This is a genomic window from Clostridioides sp. ES-S-0123-01 (genome assembly GCF_020658415.1).
Taxonomy (GTDB): domain Bacteria; phylum Bacillota; class Clostridia; order Peptostreptococcales; family Peptostreptococcaceae; genus Clostridioides.
On the sequence record NZ_JACVWD010000009.1, the window covers coordinates 1 to 17692 of the forward strand.

The following is a 17692-nucleotide window of genomic DNA, read 5'->3' on the forward strand; positions in this document are numbered from 1 at the left end:
AACTCGAAGTTTTGACTTAGATAATCTAATTTTTACTGCAACAGAAATATTAGAAGAAAATGAGATTGATTTGATAATTATTGATGAAGTAAATAATATTGTTTGGAAAAATGAAAAAAGCACTCCCGCTCATGAGAATGCTTAGTTATAGATATAGAAGTGTACTGCGAATACACTTCTATTTTTTATTATATCATATAATTTATACTGTTAAAAAGACTTATTTAAATCGATTTTAAGGTGTGTTGAGCAAGGTTCTTGATAGTTTATACATTAATGTATTTCAAAAAAATAAGCACTCCCATAAAAAGAGTGCTTTGGTGTATGTTAATGTATATATCTAATACAATCATAACATGTCTTATGTTTTAGTATGATAATTTTCGTTCGCTTTATTGTTACATGTTATACTATAATTTTTTAACTATCCATTTACTTTTCTGTATTTTTAAACAATAAACTCAAACTCATGACAGTAGCACATATCTTATACTTTATTTCTGTTGATAGATAATCCTCTCCATTTATAAAGTCTATTAGATATTTTTCTTCAATATGTGCAGCCCTAGCTATAAAATCGATATTAATTTCATATACATTAATTAAAAGACTTAAGATACCTCTGAGTCTAGAGTCAGAATCAACATCTATAATATATTCAAGTTGCAAAACAAAATTTATCCATTTAGACCATATATCTAAATCTACTGTAAATTCTTTTTCATACTTTTTATAACTTTTCAATTTTTCTGTTTCTATCTCAAGTAAATTGGATAGAATATTTTCATTTATATAATATTCATCTATTAATTTCTTAAGAAGAGACTCTATGTAATCCTTATCTATTTTTTTTGTTTCCATCAAATTCTCCTCTTTAAATTAACGAACCCATGTAATTAAATTAGGAACTACTCTTGCAACTACTTTACCACCTAAATCATAAGCAGCGCCAGTTACTATTGCACTATATCTACATCCAGAAAGTGCTCTATATGGTACGGAACCACTAAATCCAGTTACTCTATTACTTGAAGAAGAACCACCATGAGAAACATTAGTTACATTTACAGCTCCAGAAAATCTAGCAGCTGGTATAAACATTGTTATTTTATAATTGACAGTTTTAGAACCAGCTGTTAAACTTAATTTCCCTGTATTTCCTTCAAATATCTCGCGAGTAGATATTTTATTTGGATCAATATTAGGGTCAACTAAAGGAATAACTATTTCTTCGCCTTCTTTTAGTTTTATTTCCTTTCCTGCTACATTAACTACATATTCTTTTTCTTGTGTCTCTGAATCATATGCAAAAGAAGTTATAGACATAGATGCAACTAATAAAACTGCTGATAATATTCCTGTTAATTTTTTAAATATTTTTGACATAAAAACCTCCTATAATTTAAATTAATTATTTTGAAATCGATTTCTCCTTTATTCTATTATAATAGAGTTTATAAGTCAATACATTATTCTATGCAGATAGAATAAGTTTTATGTACAAGCTTTTAAAATACTTGCATTAAGTCTAAATATTTTTTCATCTAAAATTGTTCGACAAACTGCTGATATAAATTCTTAAATATGCTATAAATTAAAGTATATTGTATATGAATTTATGGAGGATTTTATGAACTTGATAAGTTGGAATCAAAATAGAAAATTAAAAAAACGTTTTAAAGGAAATAAGAAAAATATAAAAAAATACCATGAATATTATATAAAAATATATAATCATTATAATGAAACTGAAACTGTAGATAGCATTCGAAAGATAGAAATCGAGCAGACTAGAATTCGAGGACAATTAGAAAAAAATAATAATCCTGGTAATGCATTGTATATAGCTCTAATTGCAATAGTTTTTTCGTTATTATATAATCTTTCATCTAATATTGTAGAATCATATTTATCTAACTTAGTATTTAATATCTTAAAAATTAAATGCCCTAATTTAGATTTACTTATTCAATTAATATGTATTCTTATTTTTTTAGCCTATGTACAGTCTACTTCTTTAAGTATAGCCAAACCTTATCGAGATGATATACAATTTTATACTACTGCATTAGATGTATTAGAAGATATGAAAAAGAAAATACTTAGAGAAAGAAAGTACAAAAAAAGAAGGTAACAACTAACTCTAGTTGCTACCTTCTAGTCTATTCTTTTATATTTCTTATGTATGTTTGTGACTTTCTATCTCCAAATACTAATTTTAGTATTTTATTTAGTTCATAAGAATCCCAATATTTAAAACTAGACTCACAAATTATAATAGAAAAAGAGAAAATACTTTGTAAAACTTCTATAGTATTATTTATAGCAAATCTAATATTATCATCATTTACAACATTTATATCAGAAAAGTAATTTAGAATATTATTTTTACTTTCTGAAGTCAATGAATGAGAAAGAGCAGATAATTTTTTATAGCTATTCTCCATCCTACTATTCAAACTCCTGCTTTCATTTTTTAGTGACCATTTAGAATTATTTTTTATTATTTTTTCTAACTCTACTTTATTAGCAGTATATGATCTATCATTTATTTTATACTCTTCAGACAACAATTGATTATACTCTTGAATAATATGTTTTATAAAATTCTCCAAAGAACTTCTTAGAACTAATAACGCTCCTCTTTGATAATTATTCAAAAGCAGCGAAAAAGATTCTAACAAACACGAAAATGTTATATCAAAGTATTGAGTTTCAAAAAAATGTCTCAGTTCTATTTTATTTTTTAAATAATTTATAGAATATATTGAAGAAAAAATATTTCTTAACTCTGACTCATAAACATCGCTTATTCCCGTATTTGTCATTATTTTAAGAATATTATTAAATTGATTATTCATATCTTTAATATAATAATCCATTTTTATACCTCTTCTTTCTCTCTATTATTAATAAAATCAACCCATTCATTAATTGCAGAACTATTTTTCGAAATTTTTTTATCTACCTTAATACTTTCCTCTTTACTATCAAATTTAACTATAAACTCTTGTAAGAAATCTACTAATTTCAATATATCTTGATAGTTCAAATTAATATAAACTTCCTTTTGAATTCGTGCAATTAGGAGAGTTCTTGTACTAAATAAATATTCTTTAAAAGGTTCATTGATTTTAATATAGCTTAAAAGTTTACAATTCACAAAATCTTTTAAAATGGAATTCTTAGGAAATAAATCTTTGTTAAGAATAATTTCAAACATAATACCAATGAATAATAACTTACTTTGAGATATACTTAATTTATTTCCTTTTATAATTTTGATGTCATTTTTTATATCTTCTAGAGTTCTATTGTTATCAGGCATTACACTTTTCCTCCATTATTTTTAATGTTTCTTCTAACTCCCTTGTAATTTTTTCTATAGAATTTACTAACTCTGAATATTTAGCATTATTTTTAACTTCATCTATCATTCTAAATCGTGTTGATGCAGAAGGTATATAAGGAAAGTCATTCTCAAAAAATTTAAAATTCTGAAATTTTTCTTTTAAATCTGTTCTTATCCTTTCTTCGTTTTTAATGTTTCTATTGGCCAATGTGAAGATTATTCCTAACCTTTCAATTTTTTTTAAAGAAGACTTTTTATACATGAAATCTTTCATAATTCTTTCATTTATTTGGTCCTCTAATAATGATATACCTATAGAAGAATATAAATCAATTTTGCTTGGTATTACATAATAATCTGATGCAACTAAACTTGAATGTGTCAATATTGACCAAGTTGGAGAACAATCTATAAAAATATATTCAAATTCGTCAAGTATATTATGTTCTTCAAAATATTGAGAAACTGCACTACCTTTATTCACATTATCTCCAGAAACCTCCCTTAGCAACCTTAAATCTCCTGGTATTAAATATAAACCTCCTACAATAGATTTAACAATACTCTTTGGTTCTTTTACAATACTTGAAGATTCAAACATCTGCAAAACAGTTTCTTTATTATCTGAAAGTGATTTATAATATTCAGAAGATTTCATTTCTTGTTCATAAATACAATCTTCGTCATTATTTCCTAGGTTCTCAGAACTGAACTGAGTTTTATATAATAGTAAACTTTGTGTTGTATTAAATTGTGGATCCATATCTACAATAAGAACTTTATGACCTAAATCAGATAATTTTTTTCCAATATTAATAGTTAATGTTGTTTTACCAACTCCACCTTTCATATTTATAAATGATATAACTTTTGCTTTCATTTTTCCCCCACCTTTAAAATATATTTTTGTAGAAATTAAATATTATTTAATATTTAATTTCTACAAAAACAATAATATACCTCTTTTTATATGACAGAAAATCATTTTATTATACTAAATATATCATTTTAAAACAATTTTATATTACCTCTAGTATATACTTTTTTTACTCTGAAATAACATATAAATTGTATATAAATTGTATGAAAACTATATACAAAATTCTTACTTGTAAATCATAAGTTTTTATAATTTTCCTTTTACAAGTACTATAATTTTATCCATTGTTGACCATACATCATTACCATATATTTGAGTAAATTTTTCTCCTGTAGTCTTACTCAACGCTTTCATCTTACTGCAAGATATTCCACCAATTACATACAGATTTTGTGTTTGATGTGGCTTATAATCTTTTATATCTACTACTAAATAACTTTCTTTTAATCTCTTGTAATATAATCCTAAGATGTCTGCTGATACTTTATCATCACCGTTGTACACTATTGTATGTTTGACCATCTTTTTCTCCTCTGTATTATTTATTTTTTTATTTAATATACCTTCAGCTATTAACTTTGCAACTATATCTTTATGTCTAATATAATAATCTGTATCTGCTTTACTATCTACAAAACATACTTCAATTAATATTGCTGGTGCTTTTGTATGACTAAGCCAGTAAAGACCTCTCACATCCGATTTAGCACCTCTATTTTTAAATACCATTGATAGTTTATCATTGACTCTATTTGCATACATTTTGCCATTATTAGTTTTATATATAGTTTCTGTACCCATAGGATTTAGGGTTGTATTATTTGCATTAAAATGAATTTGTACTGCCAAATCTACATCTTGTCTGTTGGCTATTTGACATTGTTCAGATAGATAATTATTCGATTTATCTATCTTGCCAGTATATACAGTTGCTCCACCTTGTTTTAACCATTTAACAATTAAATCAGTTAGTATTCTGTTTTCTTTTCCTTCATCTATATATCCAACTGCTCCTGTTCCTTTACCTGTTAGCGTATGCCCTGGTATTATTGCTATTTTCATTGTTTATTTTCCTCCTTTAACTGTTTGTAAGTTTGATTTATACTTATTGATATACCCCAGCAAATTACACCTTGTAAGACTGCATCAGCATTTAACCCTAACATCCATACTGAGAAACCTATCCCAAGTATCAATAACACTACTGGAATATACTTGTTATCTAACTGTTTATACTTCTTACAACCTGCTCCTATAACATAAAGAGCAGCTACTAAAATTAGCAACTGCTCTGGTATAAAACTTATTAAATTATCCATCTTTTATCCTCCTAATCAAAATATTCCTCTCTGTATTGCAAATATAAAGAAGCCTACAAGTGTTGTAATCATTGTTCCAATTAGCCACTTAAGCATACTTGTAAGTGAGTTTAAATTCTCGCACAATGCCTTTAACTCTGCTTTTGATTCAATATTCGCTATCTTTAATTCATCTATTTCTTCACCCTGTTTATTTATTCTTGTTTCATGTCTTTTTAAATCTGCGTTGAAAAGTTCTTCATTCATGAAAACCTCCTAATTAATTGAAATAAAAAAGAACCTATATCGTTGGTTCTACTGGTGTTTCTTCTTTATTTAATAAACCTGTTAACGCTAAATATTGTTCCTCTGTAATCCTGTTTACTGCATAGAATACATCCATCTTATGTTGTAAATCCTCTTTTGTACTATAGTTCTTTTGTTCTATCATTAATTTTAATAAGTTATACATGTTAATTCCTCCTATAAATTGTTATTTAATTTTATATTTTCTACTTCAAAGGCTGTGTTTACTATCTCACTATCTCTATTTTTATTTTCTTCTTTTAACATACTTAATTCTTCTTCTAATGCTTTTAATCTCTTTTGTTCATCTGTTAAAATGACTGGTATATCTTTTAAAACAAGTTCTTTTGTGATTGGATTTATAGATTCTATATGTTGTTTATTATAGTCTATACTTCCATATTCAACATCAACATAATATAACTCTATTATTGTATCATGCTCTAATATATCTCCTGTTGCTTCACCTGTTTGTGACCAAATTTTTCCGTTTTGGTCGTAAATTATTCTATTTGCTCTATTCATTTTAATTACCACCTTTCATTTTGTTTTATTCATACGCTATCCAATCAGCAAAATAACCTTCTGAATAAGATACAGGAAAAGAAATATCCTTGCAATTAGTTATAGTAAAATCTATAGTGAGTTCTGACTTATTTAAATAAATTTTATTTGGCGTAGGTCTAAACCCCGAATAGTTATTATCATAAATATTATTATTATATATAGATACATCATAACTATAAGCAATAATTACAGAAGGCACAAAATCTAAATTTAGTTTTATACCCTTATTAGTTTTACCTTTTTGACCAGTTACAGGATTTGTAGTTACATGTTCAGGTATTGTAACAACTGGAGAATTGCCTTTTGCCCATTTTTTTCTTTGACTAAGTTGATTATTCAAATTAGTAATTTGATTTTGCAATTCCTGCACACTAGCATCTGAACTATCAAAACTCGTTTTAATCTTCTCTGATAACTCAACAAGTGTATTATTTAAATTTGCATCTATATTTTTAAGTGCTAAAGTATTTATAATACTTGTTTTTCCATTCTTAAATCCTTCTCCAATTTCTACTAATTTAGAAGATATATCTTGCAGAGTTGCATCTGTTTGTAGTGGCATTATTTCTTTACTTATACTCAAAACCTTCTCAACAGTTGCACTTTCTGCGTCTGTAGCTACTATTTTAAGTGTGTGTATTGCATTGTCTGTAAGTTCATAGTTAATTGTTTTTTCTAGATATAAATCTGTTGTTATTGTTTCTTTTAACACATTATCAATGAACCACTCTATTTTACTTAAATTATTATCTGTGTCTATTGCTATAAATGTTACAGTAGTGGAATTGTAAGAGGATATATTTAATTTTGGTTTAGTGTTGCCTTTTGTGAATGTAATAGTTTTCTCTAAAAATTTACCTCCTTGATAAGTACTAAGTTCTATAGTTATGTTATTTTTAGAATTAAAACTTAAGGTTGATAAATGTTCATCTGTAAGACTTAAAGTATAGTTACCATCAAGAGCATAGTTTTTTTTAGATATGACAACATCATTTAATTTTTCAGTTACATCAAATTTTACACTTGTGTTACTATCTGGAATTCTATAACTTATATTACAAGAATCACTAATAACTCCTAAATCTTCGTTTATAATAATATTAGGGTCTGGTATAAGTTCAAGAGTAATAACTTGTTTCATACCACTACTACTAGTTATCATACTTCCACCAGATATAAAATAAACACGAGTTGCAGTTTTTTCTCGTTTAGTGCTTGTAGGAACTGTTATAATTTTAGAATTACTTAAATCAAACTCACCATAATAAGTTGTTTCATACATACTGCCTTCGTCAGAAACATAAGGGCAAGGGGAAAGAAAAACATCTCGTTCTGAATAATAACCTCTTCTTTTTTTAACAGTTCTATTACATATATACGTTGGTGCTGGAGGCATTTAATCACCTTCCTTTCTACATTGGTATTAAATTATTATTTATCATTGATATAATACTACTTCTATTACCTTTTACTTCTTGCATCACTTCTTTTAATGCTCCTTCTACATTATCACTTTCAAATAAATTATCTGTATCTTTTATAGTTGTTTTATCTGCTATTGTTTCTATACTATCTACACTAGTTTTTACCTCATTTAATGCACTAACTATATTTGTTTTGTCTGTTGTTTCAAGGAGTGTTGTATCTCCTATTTTATTGTTTAACTCTGTCTTAGTAGTTTCTATATTGCTTGTTAACTCCGTTTTAGTTGTATCTATTTTTGTATCAACGGTATCTATTTTAGCCTCTAAATCTTGTAAATCTTTTAATGTAGCAAAAATTATTGTAGGGTCAATTTTAAGTTCTATATTATTTACATTAGATACAACAAAGATAGTTTTTACTTTCATGTCAATTACTGCTCCATCTTCCAATCTAGGTTTGTATGCTGACCTATATTTTGATATAGCAAGTAAATTACCTTCTGTATCTAAATAACCTATCTCTCTAACTACAAATCCACCAGCACTAGCAGGTATTAGACTTTCTAAAATCAAGCAATTTGTCATACTTTCATCAGTCTTGACATTCCCTACTTTACCTTCCCAAACTACATTTTTTAATACTGTTTGTTCCTCTGTAGGATTATACTCATTTCCTCCGCCATCTCCAAGTTGAATCTTGACAAAATCAACTTTTCCTCCTACTATACTTGCATTTGCTATCTTAGCCTTACCTATATTTGTTAATATCGTGTAATAACTTTTATCTATAGCCAAACTACCACCTCCTATCTAATAAATCGTTATTTCTTGGTATCCAAATCCATTACCACTTAGTATACTTATTTCTCCTTGTGTTTCAATATCACTAGGTGACCAAGGGTAAATTGTAATTTCATGTCCTGTAATAGTAGTTGCTCCAAAGTACAGACCATTATCTTTACTTACTAATACCCTAGTGTAGTCTAAAGTCATGTTACAAGGTTTAACACTACTTACAAATGAATGAACTTCTTCAAACCAGTCTTGATTTCTTGCATCACTCTCAAGGTGTATATTATAAGTAGCATTATTTATAGTTAATTCATAATTACCTTCTCCAACTATACTATCTAGCCAGTTTCTTAAAAATCGTTCTGAGTAAGGTAATTTACTTATATATTTACTAAAAATCCTAAATCTTCTATCTTCTAGACTCTCATTTGATTTAGGGACTATAGACATTATTTTTTCCCATCTTTTCACACCACTTGAAGTTAAGTCCTCTAAAAACTGGTCATTTAAGACATCATCTAATTTATCATTTAATGTTTTAATTTCTTTGTTATCTGCATTAAATATCTTCTCATATTCTTCTTTATCTTGCAGAATTTGTGGTAAGTAATTTATTAAATTAATCTCTTTATCCAACTACCTCACCTCTTACTACTATTGAATCTTTATCAACACTAAAATTTGATGCGACATCATTTATCATTGTATTTGCAATATCTAAAATTCCATCAATACTAATCAATCTGGTTTCAATTTGAGATATACGAACTATTAAGTTCTCTTCATCTTCCCAACTCATATTTAACTCGTTTAAGTAGTCATCAATTGCTTCCTCTGCTATATTCTTTATATTCTCCCAAGCATAGCCACTCTTGTATGTTATCTCTGCTGATATGTTTATAGTTGTACTTGTTACGCCTTCAACTGTTACTCTATGACCTATCGGTGCTAATCCAATGCCTTGTCCTTGATGTCCAATTGGGTCAATTTCTTCTTGTACTAGATTAACTAAATCACTAGATGGTACTTTAAAATTAGAGTTAATTATTACTAACTTAACAGTTCCTCCACCATTCCAGACAGGATAAACCTTAACTCCTCCGACATCTTGTATCTTATTAACTTCATCCTTATAGTTTTGTATATTACCACCAAAACTTTGTGAGTTTAAACTATCATAGTATCTTTGTCTCAAACTATCTTCACTTTCTTCATCTTCTCCATTAATTAGTATTTCTGTTAACTCAGCAGTTTCAAGACCATCTATATATTCAATTGGAATCAACTGACCAAGTTCAAAAATAGGACCAGTGGTTTCGCATTTCATCTTATATATACCTTCGCTAATCCTTTCAGTTGCAATATAATTGTATTCTCCTAGATTGAATCTTGAATCAAGAGGAATATCTATATTAAAGACTCCTTTTGCAATTGTATTAGTGGCTTCAAGTGGTGTAATTCCTCTTTCTTTACATCTTTTCTCTAAATAATAGTAACTAGCAGTATCTACAAATGTTTGGTCTAGCATTTCATCCATTGCAATGTACGTCTCTGTAAGTTCTATAGCCACTGGTGCCAAGGCATTATATATTATAGAACCTTCTCTTTTATCAAAAGTATCTGGTACACTATCTAACATTCTTTTAATCATATTTTCAAATGTCATTAATTCAAACAATTATACACTCACCATCTTCTCTGCATTTAAATTCCCATACTTTGTATGAACTATAAACTTACAATGTACTTTTCCTTTTACATTTTCAAACTCAAAATTATCTACATTTTCAATCCTATCATCCTGTACTAATGCCTCTTTGATTCGTCTTTCAAGTTCGGGTATTACATAAGAAATAGGCTCTCCAATTAAATCGTTTAGTTCAACTCCATAATTTCGAGAATAAATAAGGTGCTCATACCTTTCAATATTTAAAATTAAAAAGATGGTCTGTTTTAATGCTTCTACATCATCACAAATACCATCTATCTTAGATTTTTCTATATTTAATTTAAAAGTCTTACTTGGTTCTTGCCTTACATCAAAATTTATAATTGATACATCTTCTATATCATAGTCAATAGCGTCTGTTGGTATCACTTTATCACATCCTATCTAAAATTAAATACTGTTGTCCTCCTTGCATACGAATTAATACTAACTTATCCCCTATTTTTTTATCTGTATATCTTTTAAATGCATCTGTTTGTATTAAAAAAAATTCACCAATAGATAGTTTCTGTTCTATCTTAACTTTTAGAGGACTAATACTTTCTATTGTTCCAAATACAACCCTAATTGGATTGCTTGTTTCTACTGCATCCATTGCAGCTTTCTTGATTATTTGTAATAAATCTTGACTCATATTATCACCTCGCTTAAAAGAATCTTCTAGCTCTTGCAAAATCATGATTCTTATTTTGTCTACCACTTAAACTACTTATTTTGACTACATCACCAGTCTTTGGCGAATGTATGAACTGGTCATTTCCTATACATAGTCCAACATGATGTACATTTCCTTTACCTTGATTATATGCAAAGAATACTAAATCCCCAGCTTTTACATCATTTATGTTGCATAATAGTTTTGCTCTACTATCTTTTGATTGGTCTGCTGAAACTCTAGGTAGATTTATTCCTGCACCTCTTTTAAATGCCCATACCATAAGACCACTACAGTCAAAACTTTTTGGACCATTGCCACCTCGAGCATATGATTTACCAAGTTGATTTTTTGCTTCTTGAATAACTTTATTTACTTTACTATTATTATTTGTAGATGTATTAGCATTGTTATTATTTTGAACTTTATAAGTTGTATCTTTTAAATTCTTTTCTGCTTCTTCATTACTTCCAACTCCTGTACCTGAATTATTAGGACTATAGGTACTTCCTGTTATTTGTTTATAGAACTTGCTTACCCCTGGTACCCAATCTTTATTAAGAGGGCTATCATAAAGAGGTGCATATTTGTCTCTAATACGTTCTAATGTTTTTCTTCCTGTATGAATATAGTTTCTTGATAAATTGCTAATACCTCTTTTTATCCCTTCATCTACAGAACTAAAAGACATACCTTTCATACCAAAGAAATTATTTTTATTTTTACAAAGTGAGGAACTACCATTACCAGTTTCATGTATAGAAATAGCAGCCATTAAAGCTGCATTTACTTTGTAAGCATTAGAATATTTAACAAATATATTTCCTGTATTTGATAATTTTCCTTTAAATACTTTATTCAATTTATTTATCATATCATTGTCTTCTTTGCTTGTAGTACTCTGTGCAGGACCATTTTTCTTTTCATCTTTATTATTTGTGTTTCCACTGCTATAACTTGATGAAGAATAAGAAGCGAATTCGTCTCCATCAACAAGAGTTAAATCCATAAAGTGACTGTTATTTTCAAATGTATGTTTTACTTTCTCAACTAACATATAATTTTGTAACTCAATATCTCCTAAATTCAAAAAAACAGGTACTAAACAACCTGCTCTTACTCTAATGTCTCCTAATACATTTTTTAAACTTAATGACTTAGTTTTCTTATTATATAATTTTAAAAGTATATCACATTTTTGTTTTATTTCTGCTTCACTCATGTTCTTGTCTACTGTATCAAACATTTGAAGTATTCCCCAACTTCTCATATGCGTAGAATCTTGTGCAATATACACATCTCTTTTTCCTGTCTCCTCGTTATCTCTTACTAGTTTTATTTTTGTATAAGTATCACTGTCTATACTTGAGTTATAGTCAAAATCTTCTATTACATCATTGTTCATAACAGTATCTAATTTCATTGATGCAACATTTTTTAATGTTATCCTTCCAAAATCATCATACAAAACATACATTTCTTTTTTCTCTCTTAGAGTATCATCTAGTGCAGTTAAAACCATATCAAAGAGTGTTTTATTTTCTTCAACTCTCGATATTTTATATTTTGTATCTTCTATGACATTGTATTTTAATTTAAAATCTTTAGCTAACATCTTTACAAGTTCACTTGCAGTATTGTTCTCAAGAACATAAGTATCTTTATTTTTAAAAAATCTTAATTGGTCATAGGCAACTATCTTGATATGATTTTCTTTATCTCTTTTCTTCTGAAATATATATCCATAAAATATGCCTACACCCTTGTAATATAATCTTACTGAGTTACCTTCGCAAAACTCTAATATCTTATCCATAACTATTGTAAATTCTAATTTACTTGGTATACCTCGTCTTTCTATCTCCCATGTAATACTATCTAAAACGGCAGGTTCGTAAAAATCTTCCCAGTGTGCAATAACCAATCTTACATCTCTATCATTCGCCAAAACTAAATCATCAGCCAAGTTTTAACACCTGCCCTTTGTAGATGGTATACTTAGGTACTTTTTTACCCTTGTTAGCCTTATCCATCATAGTTTTATTTAATTCATATACTTTTTTATATAAAGAACCATTACCAAGTTGTTTTTGACAGATTGACCAAAGACTATCGCCACTTTTTACTGTGTACGTCTTAGAGTTTGGCGCATTAACAGAATCAACTCGTTTTGGCTCTATCTTTACGCTTGGTCTACCTGTATCGTTTTTAGGTGTAGCAGGAACTAACTTTTCAGTTGAGTAATCTCTATATTGTTTTAACTTTATTGCAACTTTTGTATCTGAGCCATTGTCTGCATCTTCCAAAATTGTGTATTCTTCTAATGACACTTTTATATTAGTGTTAAATAAGACCTTGTTACCTAACTCACGAGATACAATAAACTGGAATGGCTTACAATCTGTTTTTAATAGTTCTAGTTTACTTAAAAAGAATTGAACATCTTTAAATTGACCGCGATAAAAAGGTAGTTTATTGTGTGTAAATTCTGCTTCAAAACTTATTTCAGATAGCCCTTCTTTTTTTAATATATTTACTTCTCCAGTATTTATTAAGTCAACTGTCTTATTTTTGTTTGTAACTTTAATCTCTAACTTTGGAGGAGGTATTGGTAATTGTACTCCATCTAAATAAAAGTCATAAGCCATTTTCTCACTCTCCTCTCTAAACTATTCCCTCAGCTGATACAATCATAGCGTCGTTTAATTTTTCTGTTAAAACATTTACTATTCCATCAACATCTGTGTCTTTACTTATGTTATTTGTATTATTCATATCAATTTTAATGTTGACTCCTGTAAATTTATTGATTACTTCCTGTTCTGCAATATCTCTAAGATATTTAAGGTCTTCTTGACTTTTATCCATTGTTTTAGCCATCTTTGCAGTATTTCCTGCAGTATCTTTTACGTTCTTTCCTAAATCTCCAAGCGGAGAATTAAGCCCTGCCGAACCGAATCCGTCGCCAAGTCCGTATTTTTTATCCCATAAATCGTCTAGACCTAAATCTTTCTTAGCTTTTTCGGCTATCTTGTTAATGTCAAAACTATCTTTCAATTTATTTTCTAAATTTTGACCTACTTCATACCCTTTTTTATAAGAGTCAAATGGATTTTTAATGTCCATATATGGTGCTTTCCAGTCTTGTGGTTTAACAGGCTCTTTTAATGTCTTTTGATAATCTTTATATTGTTTTACAAAAGAATCTATTTTGTCTAGACTTCCTATTGTCTTTATATTTACACCTGGGATTAGGTTTAGCGCTTTTATAACTCCATTAATCCCTTTTATTGCTATGTTTGCTGCACTTACAAAAGCGTTGGCTAAAGCTGTAGCGCAGTTGTCAAAGCTTCCACCTACATCTCCCATTGCATTTATCACAAAATTTTGGAATTTATAAAATAATAACTGTACATTATAAATAACAATATTAAATGAATTAACAAAGAACTCTGCAAATGCCATTACTATGTTCCACGCACCTGCAAAGACATCATAAATACAAGTTCCTAGAAAATAGAAAGCTCCCACAATTACTCCAGTTGCAGAAATACTAGTTTTGGCGAAGTGATTAAATATAGCTACTCCCACGAATATCGCTGCTATTACTAAGGCTACAGCTGATACAACCATAACTATTGTGGTAATTAAAAGTAACATTGAACCGCTTAGTGCATCCGTTGATATTTTTGCAGCTATATTCATCATTATATTAGTTAATAATGAACCATTTAATAAATTAGTCCAAAATGCTTGCAGAGCTGTCCAACCAACTTGAATAGCAGTAACTGCAACACCTGCTAAAATAGCCACTTTATAAGCAATAAAAGCTCCTACAATTCCCCAAATCACAGGAGCAATGATTGACCAGTTTTGGGTAAATACATTAGCTACATTAAGTGCTTGTGTTATTACCCACCCCAACCCTTGCGTAATTAAGCTAACTCCAACAATCATCATATTAAAAAATCCACTAAATGATGGACTGCTTAATAAATCAATAAATCCATTAAAAATACTATATCCAACTGAGCCTAATACATATATAGCATCAGTTACATTAATTATGAAGGTTCGAAACCCTCCACTTGAAACTACATTTTCAATTTTCTTCTGTATAGCTCCAAAAATCATGACTGCGTTATTTTTTACACTAGTAAATATCTGTCCTATTGTAAACGGCATTTTTTCAAATTGAGCATTTGTTTCTGCTGATGCTGCAAGCAGAGAATTTTTTACAATATCTGCTGTCAACATTCCTTCACTTGCCATACCTCTTATCTTCCCTATGTCGACATCAAGATAATCGGCAATAGAGCGGATAATGTTAGGTGCTGACTCAAATACAGCATTTAATTCTTCTCCTCTCAGTACCCCTGAACCCAATCCTTGAGTTAATTGTAGCAACGCTGAACTCATTTCTTGTGTACTAGCTCCTGCAATTATGAACTTTTTGTTGAGTTGCTCTGCAAAACCTACTATTTCTCTAGTGTTGCTAAATGCACTTCCTGCGTTCATGCCTATCCTTGAGACTATTTGCGCTGTGTCTAAGTAAGATGCACGAGACCTCTCAGCTGATTGGAATATCATTTTATTTAATCCTCCATCAGATAGCTTACCATCATTTATCATTGCTAATCGCGCGTTGGTATTTGTCATTTGGTCGCTTAAATTTGCTAACCCTCCTAATGTTTTTAAGCCCATATAAGCCCCAACAACCTTTTTGACACTTCCTAACAATCTATCTGTAGAACTTGCCCCCTTATTTATATCTTCATTAAATTTCCTTTGTTCATTATCAGCACTTCCTATCTTTTGTTCTATTCTTGTTAAAACACTTTCAATATTGTTTAAACTTTGTTGAGATGTTTGTATCCCACCTGTGTTAAGCGGATTATGCAGCCTTTGTTGTAGCCTATCAAAACTGTTAATCGTAGTATTGATAGCATTAGTCATATTCCTAAAAGCAGGTGTCATCCCATCGAAAATTCTAATGGATGTTTGTATTGTAGCCATTTTATCACTCTCCCTTCATAAATTTCCATATAAAAAAACACCTACATAAGTAAGTGTTTTATTTTTAATATCTATTTTTTGCCTGCCCAAAACTGTTTCCCACAGTTTAGACATGTAATCCTAACTTTCTTTGCTCCTATATTTCCTGCAACTAGACCTATACCACCAGTTAAACTAGCTCCTACCATTGCTTTCCCTATACCAAAACCTTTTTTTTGAGCTGTCAAGGATGTTGAACCACACTTAGGGCAACAAACTACTTTTTCCTTTTCTATTTTTTCCTCTTTAGCTCTTCTAATTTTAGACATATCATCTTCTTTTTTTCTTTTTTCTTCAAGTATGTCAGAATTTTCATTATAATACTTTCGATATGGTTCTTCAAGTATTTTTCTACAGTCTTCTAAATCTATTCCAGTTAATTCCTTCAACCTTCTGATAGAGGATGCTTTTATAAAACTTGTTTCCTGCATTACATGTTGTAAATTAACACCTTTTAAATCATATTCTTTTTCTTCAATGATACTTTCATCTGCAATTTTTATATCAAATATTTTTGTTCCACATTGACTGCAAAATTTACTTTCTTTCAGACATTTCGTGCCACATTCACTACAAAATATATATTCTAATGTATCGTTCATAGTACAATATCCCCCAATATAATTTTATAAGATTATTATACTATATACGTAAAATTTTTACATTATAATCACATCCTTTCAATAAAAAAGCACCTACTATTTAAAGTAAGTGTTTTTAGTATTTTTAATTTTAAATCCACATAGTTAATATAAAACCTTTATATCCCATTCACTCCAGTACAACTTTCTCATTTACATACCACTTAGTTAATATAAAATGAGTGAATAAGCTTGTTGACTTGTTAAATAAAATACCCTTTACATACCACATAGTTAATATAAAATTAGTGGAGAACAGGTAATTAGTCAAGTATTTAAATATTTTACATACCACATAGTTAATATAAAATATAGCCCAATTCAGCAAAAATATTACTCTATCGAGGTCTTTACATACCACATAGTTAATATAAAATCTGCAAGTACTGAATTTAAGTTACAAGACGAAATAGCCTTTACATACCACATAGTTAATATAAAACCCTTAACTAAAAAACAAGAAGTAAGAATTTTACAATGCTTTACATACCACATAGTTAATATAAAACTTGGATCTGGTAATACAGGCGTAGCATGTGCAAATACCTTTACATACCACATAGTTAATATAAAACCCCAAAATAAACTTAGCATTTTCAATACTTACACATATACAACTCTCTCAAATTTGCAGTGTGCGGATAGTCGTGCAATTGATAACACTTATCAAACCTTCTCAGTACCTTGTATTTCAACTGTTAAAGCATACTTGAGTAGAAAAATCGCTTACTGCAAAACTCTTACCTATATTATACCATTTTTTAACATATAAAGCACTTGAAACAACATAATATCCAAGTGCTTTATCCATATTATTTTACTTATTTTTCTCTAATTTTTTCTCAGAAAGTTTATATACTATACTTTCTATCTTATTATATATATCTATATCTGTTTCTCTTATTTTCAAAAGTTTAATTCTATATTCTTCTTTTCTCTTTTCAATATAAATATTATTAAGTAAATTCTCACACATTGTATTAATCCCCCTCA

General features: G+C 28.7%; 23 protein-coding genes. 1 reads left to right on the forward strand and 22 read right to left on the reverse strand.

The features are described 5' to 3' along the window. Window positions 1-432 precede the first annotated feature (432 nt). Together IC175_RS17230 and IC175_RS17235 are read right to left on the reverse strand one after the other, a co-directional pair. Window positions 433-861, reverse strand: a complete 429-nt coding sequence (locus IC175_RS17230; RefSeq protein ID WP_227851759.1) for an HTH domain-containing protein — start codon at window positions 859-861, stop codon at window positions 433-435. 18 nt (window positions 862-879) lie between these two features. Then, the gene (locus IC175_RS17235; RefSeq protein ID WP_095903999.1) at window positions 880-1386 is read right to left on the reverse strand and encodes a hypothetical protein; all 507 of its coding nucleotides are present in this window, start codon (window positions 1384-1386) and stop codon (window positions 880-882) included. A 244-nt stretch (window positions 1387-1630) separates the two neighbouring features. Between IC175_RS17235 and IC175_RS17240 the strand changes: the two genes are divergently transcribed. Then, entirely contained in the window at window positions 1631-2134 is a 504-nt protein-coding gene (locus IC175_RS17240; RefSeq protein WP_227851760.1) for a hypothetical protein, read from the forward strand. A 28-nt stretch (window positions 2135-2162) separates the two neighbouring features. Here the strand turns inward: IC175_RS17240 and IC175_RS17245 are convergent, their stop codons facing one another. The 20 genes from IC175_RS17245 to IC175_RS17335 form a co-directional block, all read right to left on the reverse strand. Continuing rightward, a complete protein-coding gene (locus tag IC175_RS17245) occupies window positions 2163-2882 on the reverse strand; it encodes a hypothetical protein (protein ID WP_227851761.1) in 720 nt (239 codons plus the stop codon). A 2-nt stretch (window positions 2883-2884) separates the two neighbouring features. Then, complete coding sequence (locus tag IC175_RS17250; protein ID WP_227851762.1) at window positions 2885-3328, reverse strand: hypothetical protein; 444 nt, start codon at window positions 3326-3328, stop codon at window positions 2885-2887. Next, window positions 3321-4232: a ParA family protein gene (locus IC175_RS17255; RefSeq protein WP_227851763.1), complete on the reverse strand. Its 912-nt coding sequence runs from the start codon at window positions 4230-4232 to the stop codon at window positions 3321-3323. Before IC175_RS17255 ends, IC175_RS17250 begins: the two co-directional genes overlap by 8 nt. A gap of 246 nt (window positions 4233-4478) precedes the next feature. Beyond that, the gene (locus tag IC175_RS17260) at window positions 4479-5294 is read right to left on the reverse strand and encodes an N-acetylmuramoyl-L-alanine amidase (protein ID WP_227851764.1); all 816 of its coding nucleotides are present in this window, start codon (window positions 5292-5294) and stop codon (window positions 4479-4481) included. Beyond that, window positions 5291-5551, reverse strand: coding sequence for a phage holin family protein (locus tag IC175_RS17265; RefSeq protein WP_227851765.1), 261 nt, complete (start codon window positions 5549-5551; stop codon window positions 5291-5293). The genes IC175_RS17260 and IC175_RS17265 overlap by 4 nt, the downstream gene beginning before the upstream one ends. Window positions 5552-5566: 15 nt before the next feature. After that, a complete protein-coding gene (locus IC175_RS17270) occupies window positions 5567-5797 on the reverse strand; it encodes a hemolysin XhlA family protein (RefSeq protein ID WP_227851766.1) in 231 nt (76 codons plus the stop codon). A 34-nt stretch (window positions 5798-5831) separates the two neighbouring features. After that, window positions 5832-6002 (reverse strand): hypothetical protein, encoded by a 171-nt coding sequence (locus IC175_RS17275; protein ID WP_227851767.1) that lies wholly within the window; start codon window positions 6000-6002, stop codon window positions 5832-5834. Between the two features lie 11 nt (window positions 6003-6013). Then, the gene (locus IC175_RS17280) at window positions 6014-6361 is read right to left on the reverse strand and encodes a hypothetical protein (RefSeq protein WP_227851768.1); all 348 of its coding nucleotides are present in this window, start codon (window positions 6359-6361) and stop codon (window positions 6014-6016) included. A 25-nt stretch (window positions 6362-6386) separates the two neighbouring features. After that, entirely contained in the window at window positions 6387-7799 is a 1413-nt protein-coding gene (locus IC175_RS17285; protein ID WP_227851769.1) for a hypothetical protein, read from the reverse strand. A 16-nt stretch (window positions 7800-7815) separates the two neighbouring features. Then, window positions 7816-8622, reverse strand: coding sequence for a phage tail protein (locus IC175_RS17290; protein WP_227851770.1), 807 nt, complete (start codon window positions 8620-8622; stop codon window positions 7816-7818). Between the two features lie 15 nt (window positions 8623-8637). After that, entirely contained in the window at window positions 8638-9255 is a 618-nt protein-coding gene (locus IC175_RS17295; RefSeq protein ID WP_227851771.1) for a YmfQ family protein, read from the reverse strand. After that, a complete protein-coding gene (locus IC175_RS17300; protein ID WP_227851772.1) occupies window positions 9248-10297 on the reverse strand; it encodes a baseplate J/gp47 family protein in 1050 nt (349 codons plus the stop codon). Before IC175_RS17300 ends, IC175_RS17295 begins: the two co-directional genes overlap by 8 nt. Continuing rightward, window positions 10298-10717: a DUF2634 domain-containing protein gene (locus tag IC175_RS17305; protein WP_227851773.1), complete on the reverse strand. Its 420-nt coding sequence runs from the start codon at window positions 10715-10717 to the stop codon at window positions 10298-10300. 4 nt (window positions 10718-10721) lie between these two features. After that, entirely contained in the window at window positions 10722-10982 is a 261-nt protein-coding gene (locus tag IC175_RS17310; protein ID WP_227851774.1) for a DUF2577 domain-containing protein, read from the reverse strand. A 13-nt stretch (window positions 10983-10995) separates the two neighbouring features. Next, window positions 10996-12969: an NlpC/P60 family protein gene (locus tag IC175_RS17315; RefSeq protein ID WP_227851775.1), complete on the reverse strand. Its 1974-nt coding sequence runs from the start codon at window positions 12967-12969 to the stop codon at window positions 10996-10998. After that, complete coding sequence (locus tag IC175_RS17320) at window positions 12962-13651, reverse strand: LysM peptidoglycan-binding domain-containing protein (protein WP_227851776.1); 690 nt, start codon at window positions 13649-13651, stop codon at window positions 12962-12964. The genes IC175_RS17315 and IC175_RS17320 overlap by 8 nt, the downstream gene beginning before the upstream one ends. A gap of 16 nt (window positions 13652-13667) precedes the next feature. Then, a complete protein-coding gene (locus IC175_RS17325; protein ID WP_227851777.1) occupies window positions 13668-16019 on the reverse strand; it encodes a tape measure protein in 2352 nt (783 codons plus the stop codon). Window positions 16020-16090: 71 nt separating this feature from the next. After that, window positions 16091-16660 carry a zinc-ribbon domain-containing protein gene (locus tag IC175_RS17330; RefSeq protein WP_227851778.1) on the reverse strand — a complete coding sequence of 190 codons (570 nt, stop codon included), beginning with the start codon at window positions 16658-16660 and terminating at the stop codon, window positions 16091-16093. 372 nt (window positions 16661-17032) lie between these two features. After that, window positions 17033-17260, reverse strand: coding sequence for a hypothetical protein (locus IC175_RS19735; protein ID WP_413927254.1), 228 nt, complete (start codon window positions 17258-17260; stop codon window positions 17033-17035). 256 nt (window positions 17261-17516) lie between these two features. Then, on the reverse strand, window positions 17517-17675 hold the full coding sequence (locus tag IC175_RS17335) for a hypothetical protein (protein ID WP_227851779.1): 159 nt from the start codon (window positions 17673-17675) through the stop codon (window positions 17517-17519). Window positions 17676-17692 lie beyond the last annotated feature (17 nt).

What these genes read in the sequence shown, in the direction of transcription:
- IC175_RS17230 (WP_227851759.1), bottom strand. Translation starts at nt 861, where the DNA reads ATGGAAACAAAAAAAATAGATAAGGATTACATAGAGTCTCTTCTTAAG.
- IC175_RS17235 (WP_095903999.1), bottom strand. Translation starts at nt 1,386, where the DNA reads ATGTCAAAAATATTTAAAAAATTAACAGGAATATTATCAGCAGTTTTA.
- IC175_RS17240 (WP_227851760.1), top strand. Translation starts at nt 1,631, where the DNA reads ATGAACTTGATAAGTTGGAATCAAAATAGAAAATTAAAAAAACGTTTT.
- IC175_RS17245 (WP_227851761.1), bottom strand. Translation starts at nt 2,882, where the DNA reads ATGGATTATTATATTAAAGATATGAATAATCAATTTAATAATATTCTT.
- IC175_RS17250 (WP_227851762.1), bottom strand. Translation starts at nt 3,328, where the DNA reads ATGCCTGATAACAATAGAACTCTAGAAGATATAAAAAATGACATCAAA.
- IC175_RS17255 (WP_227851763.1), bottom strand. Translation starts at nt 4,232, where the DNA reads ATGAAAGCAAAAGTTATATCATTTATAAATATGAAAGGTGGAGTTGGT.
- IC175_RS17260 (WP_227851764.1), bottom strand. Translation starts at nt 5,294, where the DNA reads ATGAAAATAGCAATAATACCAGGGCATACGCTAACAGGTAAAGGAACA.
- IC175_RS17265 (WP_227851765.1), bottom strand. Translation starts at nt 5,551, where the DNA reads ATGGATAATTTAATAAGTTTTATACCAGAGCAGTTGCTAATTTTAGTA.
- IC175_RS17270 (WP_227851766.1), bottom strand. Translation starts at nt 5,797, where the DNA reads ATGAATGAAGAACTTTTCAACGCAGATTTAAAAAGACATGAAACAAGA.
- IC175_RS17275 (WP_227851767.1), bottom strand. Translation starts at nt 6,002, where the DNA reads ATGTATAACTTATTAAAATTAATGATAGAACAAAAGAACTATAGTACA.
- IC175_RS17280 (WP_227851768.1), bottom strand. Translation starts at nt 6,361, where the DNA reads ATGAATAGAGCAAATAGAATAATTTACGACCAAAACGGAAAAATTTGG.
- IC175_RS17285 (WP_227851769.1), bottom strand. Translation starts at nt 7,799, where the DNA reads ATGCCTCCAGCACCAACGTATATATGTAATAGAACTGTTAAAAAAAGA.
- IC175_RS17310 (WP_227851774.1), bottom strand. Translation starts at nt 10,982, where the DNA reads ATGAGTCAAGATTTATTACAAATAATCAAGAAAGCTGCAATGGATGCA.
- IC175_RS17320 (WP_227851776.1), bottom strand. Translation starts at nt 13,651, where the DNA reads ATGGCTTATGACTTTTATTTAGATGGAGTACAATTACCAATACCTCCT.
- IC175_RS17325 (WP_227851777.1), bottom strand. Translation starts at nt 16,019, where the DNA reads ATGGCTACAATACAAACATCCATTAGAATTTTCGATGGGATGACACCT.
- IC175_RS17330 (WP_227851778.1), bottom strand. Translation starts at nt 16,660, where the DNA reads ATGAACGATACATTAGAATATATATTTTGTAGTGAATGTGGCACGAAA.
- IC175_RS19735 (WP_413927254.1), bottom strand. Translation starts at nt 17,260, where the DNA reads ATGTGGTATGTAAAGGTATTTGCACATGCTACGCCTGTATTACCAGAT.
- IC175_RS17335 (WP_227851779.1), bottom strand. Translation starts at nt 17,675, where the DNA reads ATGTGTGAGAATTTACTTAATAATATTTATATTGAAAAGAGAAAAGAA.